Source organism: Pseudomonas sp. LG1E9 (assembly GCF_003290225.1).
GTDB lineage: Bacteria > Pseudomonadota > Gammaproteobacteria > Pseudomonadales > Pseudomonadaceae > Aquipseudomonas > Aquipseudomonas cyclaminis.
The window spans coordinates 3,574,433-3,588,191 of sequence record NZ_CP029983.1 but is presented as its reverse complement, the minus strand read 5'-3'; the positions used below and the strand labels follow the sequence as shown (position 1 = coordinate 3,588,191).

The 13,759-nt window shown below is 64.1% G+C and carries 11 protein-coding genes and 1 pseudogene; 9 read left to right on the top strand and 3 right to left on the bottom strand.

Going from position 1 to position 13,759, the window contains the following annotated elements; all coding sequences use genetic code 11:
* Positions 1-9: 9 nt before the first annotated feature.
* Together DNK50_RS29545 and DNK50_RS16395 are read right to left on the bottom strand one after the other, a co-directional pair.
* Positions 10-78 (bottom strand): annotated as a pseudogene (locus DNK50_RS29545) (DUF962 domain-containing protein); the annotation flags it as partial.
* Between the two features lie 90 nt (positions 79-168).
* On the bottom strand, positions 169-501 hold the full coding sequence (locus tag DNK50_RS16395; protein ID WP_099584268.1) for a hypothetical protein: 333 nt from the start codon (positions 499-501) through the stop codon (positions 169-171).
* Between the two features lie 368 nt (positions 502-869).
* Here DNK50_RS16395 and DNK50_RS16390 point away from each other — a divergent pair, with 368 nt between their 5' ends.
* The 5 genes from DNK50_RS16390 to DNK50_RS16370 are packed head-to-tail and all read left to right on the top strand — an operon-like array spanning position 870 to position 8,417.
* Complete coding sequence (locus DNK50_RS16390) at positions 870-3,302, top strand: TonB-dependent siderophore receptor (protein ID WP_112195176.1); 2,433 nt, start codon at positions 870-872, stop codon at positions 3,300-3,302.
* A gap of 44 nt (positions 3,303-3,346) precedes the next feature.
* Entirely contained in the window at positions 3,347-4,960 is a 1,614-nt protein-coding gene (locus DNK50_RS16385) for an ABC transporter substrate-binding protein (protein ID WP_162633412.1), read from the top strand.
* Positions 4,957-5,907 carry an ABC transporter permease gene (locus DNK50_RS16380; protein WP_112195172.1) on the top strand — a complete coding sequence of 317 codons (951 nt, stop codon included), beginning with the start codon at positions 4,957-4,959 and terminating at the stop codon, positions 5,905-5,907. Before DNK50_RS16385 ends, DNK50_RS16380 begins: the two co-directional genes overlap by 4 nt.
* Before the next feature lie 3 nt (positions 5,908-5,910).
* Positions 5,911-6,795, top strand: a complete 885-nt coding sequence (locus DNK50_RS16375; protein ID WP_112195170.1) for an ABC transporter permease — start codon at positions 5,911-5,913, stop codon at positions 6,793-6,795.
* Positions 6,792-8,417, top strand: a complete 1,626-nt coding sequence (locus tag DNK50_RS16370) for an ABC transporter ATP-binding protein (protein WP_112195168.1) — start codon at positions 6,792-6,794, stop codon at positions 8,415-8,417. Before DNK50_RS16375 ends, DNK50_RS16370 begins: the two co-directional genes overlap by 4 nt.
* Positions 8,418-8,425: 8 nt before the next feature.
* Here the strand turns inward: DNK50_RS16370 and DNK50_RS16365 are convergent, their stop codons facing one another.
* Positions 8,426-8,944: an SgcJ/EcaC family oxidoreductase gene (locus DNK50_RS16365; RefSeq protein ID WP_099584262.1), complete on the bottom strand. Its 519-nt coding sequence runs from the start codon at positions 8,942-8,944 to the stop codon at positions 8,426-8,428.
* 165 nt (positions 8,945-9,109) lie between these two features.
* Here DNK50_RS16365 and DNK50_RS16360 point away from each other — a divergent pair, with 165 nt between their 5' ends.
* Genes DNK50_RS16360 through DNK50_RS16345 form a run of 4 tightly spaced genes read left to right on the top strand, consistent with a single transcriptional unit; the run spans position 9,110 to position 13,723 of the window.
* Positions 9,110-10,276, top strand: a complete 1,167-nt coding sequence (locus tag DNK50_RS16360; RefSeq protein WP_099584261.1) for a sensor histidine kinase — start codon at positions 9,110-9,112, stop codon at positions 10,274-10,276.
* On the top strand, positions 10,273-10,926 hold the full coding sequence (locus tag DNK50_RS16355) for a response regulator transcription factor (protein ID WP_099584260.1): 654 nt from the start codon (positions 10,273-10,275) through the stop codon (positions 10,924-10,926). Before DNK50_RS16360 ends, DNK50_RS16355 begins: the two co-directional genes overlap by 4 nt.
* Positions 10,923-13,238, top strand: a complete 2,316-nt coding sequence (locus DNK50_RS16350; protein WP_112195166.1) for an ATP-binding protein — start codon at positions 10,923-10,925, stop codon at positions 13,236-13,238. Before DNK50_RS16355 ends, DNK50_RS16350 begins: the two co-directional genes overlap by 4 nt.
* Complete coding sequence (locus DNK50_RS16345; protein ID WP_099584258.1) at positions 13,235-13,723, top strand: response regulator; 489 nt, start codon at positions 13,235-13,237, stop codon at positions 13,721-13,723. The genes DNK50_RS16350 and DNK50_RS16345 overlap by 4 nt, the downstream gene beginning before the upstream one ends.
* Positions 13,724-13,759 lie beyond the last annotated feature (36 nt).

Genomic DNA, 13,759 nt, shown 5'->3' with positions numbered 1-13,759 from the left:
AGCCGTGCTTCAGAACGGTAGTCGGCCGGTCAGCATGTCCCACCACATTTTCCAGTCGCCCCGAAAGCGGCCCAGGGGATGCCGGAAAGTGGGTGGCCGGTTGAGTTCAAAAAAGAAATGTGCGCTGTGCGAAACCGCTGCGACGCCTTGGAGAAATGGCTATCGCAACTACATTGACTTGACCGAGACCACTTCGACAAAACGAAACTTCTTCCTGGCTGCCTTGGTAGCTTCTTGCTCGGCTACAAGGGTGCTGAGCGTGTCAGCCTCATGAATGATCTCGTGCATCTGCCCTTCGAACTCATTGCCCACGCGCAGTGTGACCCTGAGCCTCGGGGTAAAGCCTTTTGAGGTTTTCTGTTGCTTTTTGGGCGTTGCCTTTGGCGGTATCACGACTGCCGGAACGGGTTCTGGCTGAGGGTCAGCTTCCGTCGACACTGCGGGCACAGATACGCCGAATAGCGCCTGTCGCATCTCTTCTTCCGTCAATTCGGTGTTCATACTGTTTCTCAGGGGGGGATTCAGGGAAGGCTTGGCCGCGATTGAAGCCAGTATTCGTGGCGATGGGTCATATATTAACTGAGCGCAAACATCTGCGTTCTGTTGTCTTTTTTCGCGGGTGGCTACATGGCGCAAGCGGATTGCTCTCGTTGAGCGTGGCGGCCGGCACCAGCGCAAAACATCATAAAAATAGATGATCTTAATAAATCACATAATAACAATATCTAATAATTAGCTTATTCCAAAAAAGACTTTCCCTCGGGTTTTTTATAGGAATATCTTCACTTCACAGACCGACCCCATACCTGGCGGAGGACGTACCCCCGACCACCAGGAGCCTGTAAAAGGCTAAATGGACCGATCTCGACATGCCAGACCTCGCCGCCCCGCTGCCCCTCAAGCACTTCCACCTGTCACTGCTGACCAGTTCGCTGCTGCTGGCTGCGGCGCCCTCCTTCGCCGAAACCGCTACGCAAGACGCCAGGCTCGGTACCGTCACCGTGATCTCCACCGGCCTGCGTGGTCAGGCGCGCACCGTGGCCGACAGCCCGGCGCCGATTGATGTGATCAACAGCGAGCAACTGCTCAAGACCGGCCGCGCGGAGTTGTCCGAAGCGATTGCCAAATTGCTGCCGTCGTTCAACTTCGGCACCAACATCGCCGGCTACAACTCGGTGACCCGCCCGCTGAGCAACCGCAGCCTCGGCCCCGCCTACACGCTGGTGCTGGTCAACGGCAAACGCCGCCACAACGGCGCCACAGGCCAGCGCGGGTCCATCGACAACAGCGGTGCGAATGCGGTGGACATCGACTTGATCCCGGTCAGCTCGGTGGACCATATCGAAGTGCTCAAAGACAGCGCAGCGGCCCAGTACGGGTCCGATGCGGTGGCGGGTGTGATCAACATCATCCTCAAGACCGGCAGCAGCGGCGGTCACCTGGAAACCAGTTACGGCCAGTTGTTCTCCGGCCAGGGCGAGACCATCAAGGTGGCCGGCGACCAGGGCTTCACACTGGGCGATGGCGGCTTTTTCCACCTGTCGGCGGATGCACGCAAACGTGGCGAAGCGTCGTGGAACGACAAGGCCGACGGCAGCGTCAGGGCCTTCAACGATCCGGCCAAGGAAGCCGCCTGGGACCGCGTAGCGATCAAGAACGGCGACCCCGACCTCAAGGCCTTCAACCTGGCCTATAACGCCGAACTGCCGCTGGAAGACCTGACCCTGTACTCATTCTCCACCTACGGCGAGCGAGACGCCGAGGCCGCCAACTACTTCCGCCTGCCGACCGGCCGGGCCGCCGTGCCCGAGGTATTCCCCGACGGTTACTACCCGTTGAACAACATCAAGGACCGCGATTATCAACTGCTGTTCGGCGGCAAGGGCCAGGCAGCCGAATGGAACTGGGACCTGAGCACCACCTACGGGCGCAACAATGTGCACCACTCCAGCGACCTCAACATCAACCCGTCCCTGGGCACCGCATCACCGACCAAATTCGACAACCTGGCGACCTTCCGCTTCGAGCAGTGGGTCAACAACCTGGATTTCACCCGCCGCTACGACAGCCTGTTCAACCTGACTTCGCCGGTGCAGGTGTCGGCCGGACTGGAACATCGCTGGGAGCACTTCAGCACCTTCGCCGGCGACCCCGAGGCCTATATCACCGGTTCGTACCCGGCGGCATCGGGTGCCCAGGCGGCGGTGACGATTCGTCCGGAAGACGAAGTCAGCCTGATCCGCAACAACTACGCCGGCTACCTGGACCTGGGCTTCGACCTGACCGAACGCTGGTTTCTCGACGTCGCCGGGCGGGTCGAACATTACGATGACGACTCAGGCAACACCCTCGGCCTGAAAGTGAACTCGCGCTACGAACTCACCGACAGCGTGGCCGTGCGCGGCACTGTCGGCACCGGTTTCCGTGCGCCGTCCCTGACCCAGATCGGCTACACCGTGGCCGACAACCGCGTGTCCACCGACGTGAACGGCAACGTAGTGCCCGCCGTCACCCGCCTGACCCCGTCGGGCAGCAACCTGGCCAAGGCGTTGGGCGGTGATGACCTCAAGCCGGAAAAATCGCGCAACCTCGGGCTGGGCCTCACCTGGCAACCGGCACCGCACACCAGCATCACTGCCGATGCCTACCTGATCGACATCGACGACCGCATCGCCCTGACCAGCAATATCTACGACCAGGGCAACGGCGTGATCAACGGCATCCTCACCAGCCAAGGCGTGCCCTCGGGCACCTGGGTCAACTATTACACCAACGCCTTCGATACCCGCACCCGTGGCCTGGACGTGGTCGCCGACCACACCACACCGCTGGATACCTGGGGCGAAGTGCGCTGGAGCCTGGGTTTCAACTGGAACAAGACCACCATCGAAGGCACCCGCGACACACCGAATGCGCTGGCCAATTCCGGCGTGGCCCTGGTGGGCCGCGACCGCGAAGGCGACCTGACCGAAGCGTCGCCCAAGACCAAATGGATCCTGGGCGCCAACTGGAAGGTCGAGGACCTCGCAGTCAACCTGCAAACCAGCCGCTACGGCGCGGTCAAGACGCTGGCGGTCAACCCCACGGGCGACCGCAGCTTCGGCGCCAAATGGATCACCGACCTGGACGTCAGCTACACCTTCGTCGACCAGATCACCGTGAGCATCGGCGGCACCAACATCTTCGACGTGCGCCCCGACCGGCACGCCGTCTACAGCAACCTGGGCCTGGCGCCCTACGGCAACCCGCCGTTCTACCCCGGCGGCGGCTACTGGTACACCAAGCTGGCCTACGACTTCTAAGCCAATCGCCATACGAGGGCATCCCATTGAACACCTCCAACTTGATGAGCCGTCTATTGGCCCCTTGCGCCCTGGCATTGAGCCTGGCCGCCTGCTCACCTTCGGGCAGTGACAGCCAGGTCGGCAAGACCCTGAATATCGCCTTCTTTGGCGACAACACCACGCTGGTCAGCGTCGACCCATTCCAGGTCTATTGGCTGGAACACCGGGTGTTGCTGCGCAATGTCGCCGAGTCGCTGACCGACCAGGACCCGCAAACCGGCAAGATCATTCCCTGGCTGGCCAACAGCTGGGAAGTCAGTGACGACGCGCTCACCTATACCTTTCACCTGCGCGATAACGTCACCTTCAGCAATGGCGAGCGCTTCAATGCCGTGGCGGTCAAAACCGCCTTCGACAGCAACAAGGCGCTGGCCGCCGAGTTGCCAGCCACCTTCGGCGCCACCTATCTGGCGGGGTTCGACCATGCCGAAGTGGTGGATGACCTGACCGTCAAACTGGTGCTGGCCAAACCCAACGCCGGGTTCCTGCAAGCCACGTCCACCACCAACCTGTCGATCCTGGCGCCCGCCTCTTATGCGCTCAGCGCCAAGGAACGCTCGCTGGGCAAGATCATCGGCACCGGGCCGTTCGTGCTGGCCAGCTACACCCCGGAAGTCGGCGCGCACCTGACCAAGCGCAAGGGTTACGCCTGGGCCTCGGCGAATATGAAAAACCAGGGCGAAGCGCATCTGGATGCGGTGGACGTCACCTACATCCCCGAGGAAAGCGTGCGCAACGGTCTGTTCCTGCAAGGCAAGGCCGACATCCTGTGGCCGCGCAACCCGTTCTCCGAGGTCGACCTGAAGCTGTTCCAGTCCAAGGGCGCGACCATCCAGAGCCGTTCGCTGCCGGGGCCGGCGTTGAACCTGTATTCCAACACCCGTGACGGCCGCGCCCTGGGCGACAAACAGGTACGCCTGGCCCTGCAAAAAGCCATCGACCGCAAGAGCTACGCGAGCACCGTGTACAACGCTGAATTCCCGGTGGTGGACGGCATCTATGACGTGACCACGCCTTACTTCAAAACCCAGGGCGCCAAGCTGGTGTATGACCCGGCGGGTGCGGAGCGCCTGTTGGATCAGGCAGGCTGGGCCAAGGGCGCCGACGGTTACCGCAGCAAAAACGGCAAGCGCCTGAGCCTGAGCTACAACATCAGCCCGGCTGAAACCGCAGGCGACGTGCTGATCCAGGATCAACTGCGCAAGGTCGGCATCGAGTTGAAGCTCAGCGTGGTCACCCGCGCCGAGTGGGTCGCCAACAACTCCGCCGGTAACTATGACCTGACCATCAACTACATGACGCGCGCCGACCCGATCATCCTGCAAACCATCCTCGATCCGCGCACCGCCAACAGCTCGACCCTGGCCACCAACCTCTACGAACCGGCGGTACTGGACACCGCCAAGGGCCTGTTCGATGCCGGCATCACCGCCACCCAAAGCCAGCAACGTGCAGCAGCCTACGGCGCCCTGCAAGACCTGCTGGTGGATGAGGGCTCGGCGTTCCCGGTCTACGAGCGCGTGTGGCAGGCGGCGACCTCATCCAAAGTGAAAAACTTCCGCTGGACCGCCGAAGGCTTTGCGCTGCTGGGTGATATCGAGGTCGAAGCACCATGAGCCGCTACTTGATCGGCCGGGTCGGCCAGGCGCTGCTGGTGCTTTGGGGTGCGTACAGCATCACTTACTTCATCCTCTACCTGCTGCCGGGCGACACTTTGTCGATCATGCTCAGTGCGTCCGGCATGGAAGCCGACGCGCTGTCGGTGGAAGACCTGGCCAAGGCGCGGGCCTATTACGGGCTGGATAAAGGCCTCTTCGAGCAATATATCGACCTGCTGCTGGGCGCGTTGCACGGTGACTTCGGCCTGTCACTGTCGCTCAACCGCCCGGTGGCCGAGTTGCTCGCCGAACGCCTGCCCCAGACGCTGTCCCTGGCGGGGCTGGCGATTGTGCTGTCGCTGCTGGGCGGCATCGGCCTGGCGTACCTCACCGCGTATATCCGCTGGCAACCGTTGAAAAAAGCCCTGGCGCGCTTGCCGTCCCTGGGCTTTTCGGTGCCGGTATTCTGGATGGGTTTGCTGCTGATCCAGGTGTTTGCGTTTGGCCTGGGTTGGTTTCCCGCCACCGGCAGCCGGGGCTTCGAAAGCCTGGTACTGCCGGCGATCACCCTGGCGATCCCCAGTGCGGCGGTGTACGCCCAGGTGCTGCAACGCAGTTTTCAGGGCGTGTGGAAAGAAGCCTATATCGTCACCGCCTACGCCAAAGGCCTGAGCCGAGGCCAGGTGCAGGCGCGCCATGGGTTCAGGAATGCCGCGCTGCCCATCCTTACGCTGATCGGTTTGCAGGTGGGCAATACCGTGTCCGGCGCCGTGCTGGTGGAAACCATCTTCGCCCGCTCCGGCATCGGCCGCCTGGCCCAGGAAGCCGTGCTGCGCCAGGACATTCCAGTGGTGCTGGCCATCGTTGCCGTGTCGGCGGCGGCCTTTGTCCTGGTGAACCTGCTGGTGGACCTGCTTTACCCGTGGCTCGACCCGCGCATCTCCCACACGCCCAAGGTGTCCTAGACCATGACGACGCTTACCCACAAACGCGTGCGCAGTGAAACCCTCTGGCGCCGCCGCAGCCCCTGGCAACGCGCCACGGCGACCCTGCTGCCCTTGTTGCGCCGGCCGGGGTTCAGCCTGGCGGTGCTGGTGGTGCTGTTCTCGCTGGTCGCCGCCGTGGCACCGCACCTGCTGAGCAGCTTCGACCCATACGCCACCGCCCCCGCCGCCAAGCTCACCGCGCCTAACCTGAACCACTGGTTCGGCACCGATGAACTGGGCCGCGACCTGTTTACCCGCGTGGTCTACGGCGCGAGCCTGTCGGTGCTGGCAGCCTCGATGGCGGTGGGGATCGCACTGGTGGGCGGACTCGGGCTGGGCATCTTGTCCGGGTTTGCCGGTGGCCGTCTCGATGCGGTGATCATGCGCGTGGTCGATGTGCTGCTCGCCCTGCCCGGCCTGCTGCTGGCCCTGGCGATCGTCACGGCCATCGGTTTTGGCACCGTGCCGGTGGCCATCGCGGTGGGCATCGGCATTATTCCGGGCTTTGCCCGCACCACCCGCGCCGAAGTACTGCGGGTGAAAACCCTGCCCTATGTAGAAGCCGCACGCCTGGGCGGTGCCAGTTGGGGCCGCACCTTGCTGCGACACATCCTGCCGAATGCCTGGGGCCCGGTGGCGGTACTGGCTACCCTGGATTTCGGCGCGGCAATCCTCGCCACCGCAGGCTTGAGTTTCCTCGGTTTCGGCACCGCGCCACCGGCGGCGGAATGGGGCACCCTGATCGCCAACGGCCGGCACTTCCTGATCACCGCACCGTGGGTGTCCTTGCTGCCCGGGCTGTTCCTGGTGGCGGTGGTGTTCAGCCTCAACCATATCGCCCGCACCTTTGAGGAGATCCAGCGATGAGCGCGCTTTTGATCGATGTACGCCAACTCAGTGTCGATTACCGCGCCAGCGGCCAGGTCAATCCGGCGGTGCGGTCGCTGTCGTTTTCCCTGGCGCAGGGCGAAACCGTGGCGATTGTCGGCGAGTCCGGCTCGGGCAAATCAACTCTGGCCAACGCCATTCTGGGCCTGCTGCCGGACAACGCGCAGATCAGCGCCGGGCAACTGTGGGTCGACGGCCAGAACCTGACCCACGCCAGCGAACGCGAGAAACGCAGCCTGCGCGGCCGCACCATCGGCCTGGTGCCCCAGGACCCGATGGTCAGCCTCAACCCCACCCTGCGCGTCGGCCAGCAGATTGCCGAGGCGTTGATCCTGGCCAAGGGCAAGCGCTACCCCGGCGTCGATGCGGATATTGTCGAGTTGCTGCAACAGGTGGGGATCGACAAACCGGTACTGCGTGCGCGTCAGTATCCCCATGAACTCTCCGGCGGCATGCGCCAGCGCGTGCTGATCGCCATCGCCCTGGCCGGTAACCCGCGCCTGATCATCGCCGACGAACCCACCAGCGCCCTCGACGTGACCGTGCAGCGCAAGATCCTCGATCACCTGCAACGACTGGTCAGCGAGCGCGGCATTTCGCTGCTGATCATCACCCACGACCTCGGCGTAGCCACTGACCGCGCCGACCGCATCCTGGTGATGCAGCACGGCGAGGTGGTGGAACAAGGCCCGCCAAAGCAGATCCTGGCCCAACCCAGCCACGACTACACCCGCGCCCTGATCGCCGCCGCGCCCGCCTTCGCCAGGCGTCGCGAACCCTTGCTCAACCTCGACCTGGGGCGCCAGCCGATCCTGAGCCTGCACAACGTCGGCAAGACGTTCGCCCTGCCCAAGGTCAAGGGCGAGGCGTCGACCTTCCTGGCCCTGGAGGGTCTCAACCTGGAGGTCTACCCCGGCCAGACCCTGGCTATCGTCGGCGAGTCCGGCTCGGGCAAGAGCACCGCGCTGCGCATCGCCCTCGGCCTGGAGAAGCCAAGCCAGGGCCGGGTGAGGTTCGAACAGCAAGACGTCACTGACCTCAGTTGGCGCGACTTCCGCCCATTGCGCCAGCGCCTGCAATTGGTGCAGCAAAACCCTTTCGCCGCCCTCGACCCGCGTTTTACGGTGTTCGACAGCATTGTCGAACCGCTGGTGTCGTTCGGTTTGCTCAAGGGCGCGGCGCTGGAGCAGGCGGCGCGGGCGTTGATCAGCCGCGTGCACTTGCCGGTGAGTTTCCTCGACCGCTTGCCCCGCGAGCTGTCCGGCGGGCAGTGCCAACGTGTGGCCATCGCCCGCGCCCTGGCGTTGAAACCCGACCTGCTGCTGCTGGACGAACCGGTCAGCGCACTGGATGTGTCGGTGCAGGCACACATTCTCGACCTGCTGCAAGAACTGCAACGGGACATGGGCATTGCCTATGTGCTGGTGTCCCATGACCTGTCGGTGGTCGCCAACTTCGCCCATGAGGTGCTGGTGCTGCGTAATGGCCGCGTGGTGGAACAGGGTTCGGTGGAGCAGATCTTCAACCGCCCGGCCACCGCGTACACCCGCGAACTGATTGCGGCCATCCCTGGCCAGCTGCTCAGCGCAACGGCGGCGTAATCAGCGGCTCACTGCTTGGCGTGCTTGACCTGCACCTCGGGCATCGCCGAAGAGTGATGATTCAGAATCTTCCACTGCCCGCCCACCTGCTCATAAACGAAGGTGTAGCGCGCCTGCACCTGGCTGACCTTGCCCTTCGCGTCAGTCAGGGTGAAGGTGTAGACCCCGCTGTCCATGGCCACGTTAGTGCCCAGTTGGCGGATTTCACGGTAGTTGATCTGGCCGACCGGCTTGAGCGCCAGGAAGTGATCGAAGTAGTCCTTGATCTGGTCCGGCGTGGTGCGCACCTGGTTGGACACGGTCGGCTGCAACACCGCGCCCGGCGCATAGAGGTCGACCACCGACGTGACGTTGCCGGTCTGCAGGGCGCTGTTCCAGCGGTCGAACAAACCGGCAATCTCCCGGTCCTTCACATTGGCGGGCGCCTGGGCCACCTCGCGGTAGACATACGGTGACGTTTCAGCGGCCTGAACAAACGGAACGCTCAAGGCAAACATCAGGGCGATTGCTGCGGGCTTGAATTGCATGGGGAGACTCCAGTGGTGTTCGTTGAGCCCACTTTGCCAAACCGAGCATGGCGCGCCATCGGCCAATCGGAGTCATTTACCTATGCCATTTGGCAGATAGCCGCCAAGGCGTTTAACCATGTTTAATAGACGCCCCGCCCTCCCTGCATCGCTGGAGCATCACCCATGCATAACCTGCCCCATGACCCCGGCAGCGCCTTGGCCATGCGCGCGCATTTGCGCCAATCGCAAAGCCGCACGGCGCGGCTGCGGCTGTTGGTGGATACCGGACAGGAGCTGAGCCAACTGGCCCCCGACGCCATGCGCGAACGCGTGCTCGTGCGCGCCTGCGCGTTTCTTGCGATGGACCACGGCCTGCTGCAGGAATGGGACGCCGAAGGGGCCGTCCATACCACGGCAAGCCATGGCAGCCCGGCGCGCCTGAACGGCCTGGCGGCCCTCGCCGACCGCGACCTGCGCGCACCACGCTGGCAGGAACAGCCGCACAGCGTGCTGCAAGTGCCATTGTGTGGCAGTGACGGCCAGGCTTTTGGCCTGCTGGTGCTGGGCAACAGCGTCAGCCTGCGGGCGCCGGAGCACGAAGACAGCGAATCCCTGCAACTGCTCGCCACCCTGCTGGCTGCGCACCTGGAAAACGATCGGCTGTTGACCACCCTCAAAACCCGCGACAAGACCCTGTCCGACCTGGTCAACCGCCTGTTCCGCGCCCAGGAGGACGAGCGCAAACGCGTGGCCTACGACCTGCACGATGGACTGGCACAGACGCTCGCGGGTTTGCACCAGCGACTGCAAGGCTTTGCCGGCCGCTGCCCCGCACTGCCTGACGCACTCGCCGCCGATTTGCAGGCGATCCTCACCCTGGCGCAGCACTGCGTCGGTGAAGGCCGGCAATTGATCGCCGGCCTGCGCCCAACGGTGCTGGATGATTTCGGCCTGTTCAAAGCCCTCGACAAGGAAGCCGACCGCCTGCGCGACGCGGGCATCAGCGTGGTGTGGCAGGCGCAGTGTGAAACGCGCCTGGCCAGCCAGGTGGAGATCGCGCTGTTCCGGATCGGCCAGGAAGCCATCAACAATGTCCTCAAGCATGCCCACGCCAGCCGGGTGCACTTGACCCTGGCGTTGCACGACAGCCAGGCATCCCTGCGCGTGGACGACAATGGCAAAGGCTTCACTTGCGCGCCATTGCGCGATGACGCCCAGCACCTGGGCCTCGCGACCATGCAGGAGCGCGCCAGCCTGCTGGGCGGTAGTTTCACCTGCGTCAGCGCAGCCCACAGCGGTACCCAACTGCACGCCCGCGTGCCGGCCCATTTGCCTGGAACCCCTCAATGACCCACGTCCTGCGTCTCGTGCTGGCAGACGATCATGAAGTCACGCGCACCGGTTTTGTCTCGCTGCTGGCCGGCCTTGCGCAGTTCGAGGTGGTCGGTCAAGCCAGCGATGGGCTGCAAGCGGTCGAGCTGTGCGAACAGCTGCTGCCGGACATCGTCATCCTCGACATCCGCATGCCCGGGCTCAACGGCTTGGGCGCCGCGCGTTTGCTGCAAGAGCGCCTGCCGGCAGTGAAGGTGGTGATGTTCACCATGGACGACAGCCCCGAATACCTGGAAGCGGCGATGAATGCCGGCGCCGTCGGCTACTTGCTCAAGGACGCCAGCCGGGCCGAGGTGATCGACGCCCTGCAACACGTGGGCGCCGGCGGCGAAGCGCTCAACACGGCGGTCAGCGCGCGGCTGTTGCGCCGCATGACCGAACGCCAGGCCAGCGGCGCAGCCCCCAGCGAAAACCTCACCCCCCGCGAGCGCCAGGTACTGGGCTTGGTGGCCAACGGCATGAGCAACCGCGCCATCGGCGAACAGTTGGGGATCACCACCGGCACCGCCAAGGCCCATGTGGAGCGCGTGATCGGCAAGCTCGGCGCGGCTGATCGGACCCAGGCTGCCGTGCGCGGCATCGCCCTGGGCCTGGTGACGTCACCATGAAGCGGCGTTGGGCTGACCTGCCGCTGCGGGGCAAGGCGCTGGTGGTGATCTCGCTGCCGCTGGTGGTGCTGTTGCTGTCCCTGGTGCTGATCTACACCACCGAACGCCAGACCGCCCGCGCCGAAGAAGACGTGCGCCGCGTGTTGCGCGTGCAAGGCGATATCCAGGCCGTGCACACCCTGCTCGCAGAAGCCGCCGCCAGTGTGCGCGGCTACCTGCTCACGCACCGTGAAGACTTCCTGCCCAGCTACCTCAACGCCGGGCCACAGATCGAGTCCGCTCTGCGCCGGCTCGACCGCAACGTGCGTGATCCACGGGTGCGTGAGCAACTGAGCGCCATCAAGCCGCTGATCGAAGGCAAGGTCGACGGCCTGGAAGAGATGCTCAAGGACCGCGACGCCACACCGCAATCGATCAGTACCATTCTGATCAGCAACAAACACATCCTCGATGCCTTGCGCCAACACATCAGCACCATGCTCACGCTGGAGGAATCGTTGCTGGCCGAGCGCAGCGCTGCGGCGGCCGAAACCCGTCAACGGTTGCTGCTGTCCACCTGGCTGGCGGCGATCTGCGGTTTGTTTGGCGCCATTGTCGCTGTGTTGTTCCTGTCCAAAGGCATTGTGGCGCGGGTGCAGAATGTACAGCGCAATGCCCAGCGCCTGGCGTTGGGCTCGCCGCTGCTGCCGCAACCGCCGGAACACGATGAAATCGGCCAGTTGGGCACCAGCCTGGTGGAAGCCGGGTTGCTGCTGGCCGAACGCGAGCGCGCCTTGCGTGACAACGAAGAACGCCTGCGGCTGATCATCGACGGGGTCAAGGACTACGGGATCTTCGCCCTCGACACGGCGGGCCATGTCACCAGTTGGAACAACGGCGCCGAGCGGATCAAGGGCTATACCGAACAGGAAATCATCGGCCAGCATTTCTCGGTGTTCTATTTGCCCGAGGAATGCCCGCAGCACCCGGACATGGCGCTGCGCGAAGCCACCCTCAATGGCGATTACACCGAAGAAGGCTGGCGCTGCCGCCAGGACGGCACGCGGTTCTGGGCCAGCGTGGTGATCACCGCCCAGTACGACGGCACCGGCGCCTTGCGCGGCTTTTCGAAGATCACCCGCGACATCACTGACCGCCGCGCTGCGGAAATCGCCCTGCGCAAGGCACGTGAGGAAGCCGAGCGCGCCAGCCGCGCCAAAAGCGAGTTTCTGTCGCGCATGAGCCACGAACTGCGCACCCCACTCAACTCGATCCTGGGCTTCGCGCAGTTGCTGGACATGGACGCGCCCAAGGCGCAAAAGGCCGACGTCGGGCATATCCTGCGCGCCGGCCAGCACCTGCTGACGCTGATCAACGAAGTGCTGGACATTGCCAAGATCGAGTCAGGAAGCCTGGCGTTGAATATCGCGCCGATCCCGCTGGCGGAGGTCTTGCAAGAGGCGCTGTCGCTGGTCTCGCCGATGGCTGCCGACGCCGGCATTCGATTGCAGCCATTACCGGACTTGGCGGCGGACGTGGGCATCGTGGCCGACCGCCAACGCCTCACACAGGTGCTGCTGAACCTGCTGTCCAATGCAATCAAATACAACCCGCGCGATGGCGAGGTGAGCATTGAAGTCGTCGTTGATGGCACGCGTATCGGCGTGTCGGTGTGTGATACCGGCCACGGCATTGCAGCGGACCATATGGGGCAACTGTTCAAACCGTTCGAGCGCCTGGGCGCCGACCCGAATGTGGAAGGCAGCGGCCTGGGCCTGGCCCTGAGCAAAAGCCTGCTGGAAAACATGGACGGCCACCTCAACGTGCAGAGCCAGGCCGGCATTGGCTCACGCTTCACCTTGGAACTGCCGTTCACGCGCGTGGCGCCATTGCAGCGCATCGCCACGCCCGTCATCGACACGCAGGCGCCGCGCCCTGCCCCCACGGCCTGCGCGCACCTGGGCAAGGTCTTGTGCATCGAAGACAACCTCTCCAGCCTGGCGCTGATCGAAACCCTGCTGCAACGCCGACCGGGGATAAAACTGCTGTCGAGCATGCAAGGCCAACTGGGCCTGGACCTGGCCGCGCAGCACGCGCCGCAGTTGATTCTGCTGGATGTGTGCCTGCCGGACCTCGACGGCGTGAAGGTGCTGCAACGCTTGCGTCAATCGCCGATCACCCGTGACACCCCGGTGCTGATGATCACCGCCGACGCCAGCGACCTTACCCGCCAGGCCTTGCAGGCGGCAGGCGCAACCGCCGTGTTGAACAAGCCGATCAACGTGCCCGCGTTTCTCGCCCACCTCGACCAGTCTTTTATGGAGCCCATGTGAACCTCGACCTGCGCATTCTGATCATCGACGACCAACGCCCGAACCTGGACCTGGTAGAGCAACTGCTCGCCCGCGAAGGGCTGACCAACGTGCTGAGCAGCACCCAGCCGCTGCGCACCCTGGAGCTGTTCAACAGCTTCGAACCGGACCTGGTGATTCTTGACCTGCACATGCCGCAATTCGACGGCTTCGCGGTGCTGGAACAACTCAACCGGCGCATCCCCCAGGGTGAATACCTGCCGATCCTGGTCCTGACCGCCGACGCCACCCGCGATACGCGCCTGCGCGCCCTGGCCCTGGGCGCCCGGGACTTCATCAGCAAACCGCTGGACGCGCTGGAAACCATGCTGCGGGTGTGGAACCTGCTGGAAACCCGTGTGCTCTACAAGACCCTGCGCACCCTGGTGCCCGCCGAGCACATCGAGTTGTTGCAAAGGCGCCAGGCAACGGGCACTCTGCCCGCCGCCGGGGACAACCCGGCTTGACTTCCCCTCGGTTCATGCACTTCAAGGACGATCCGC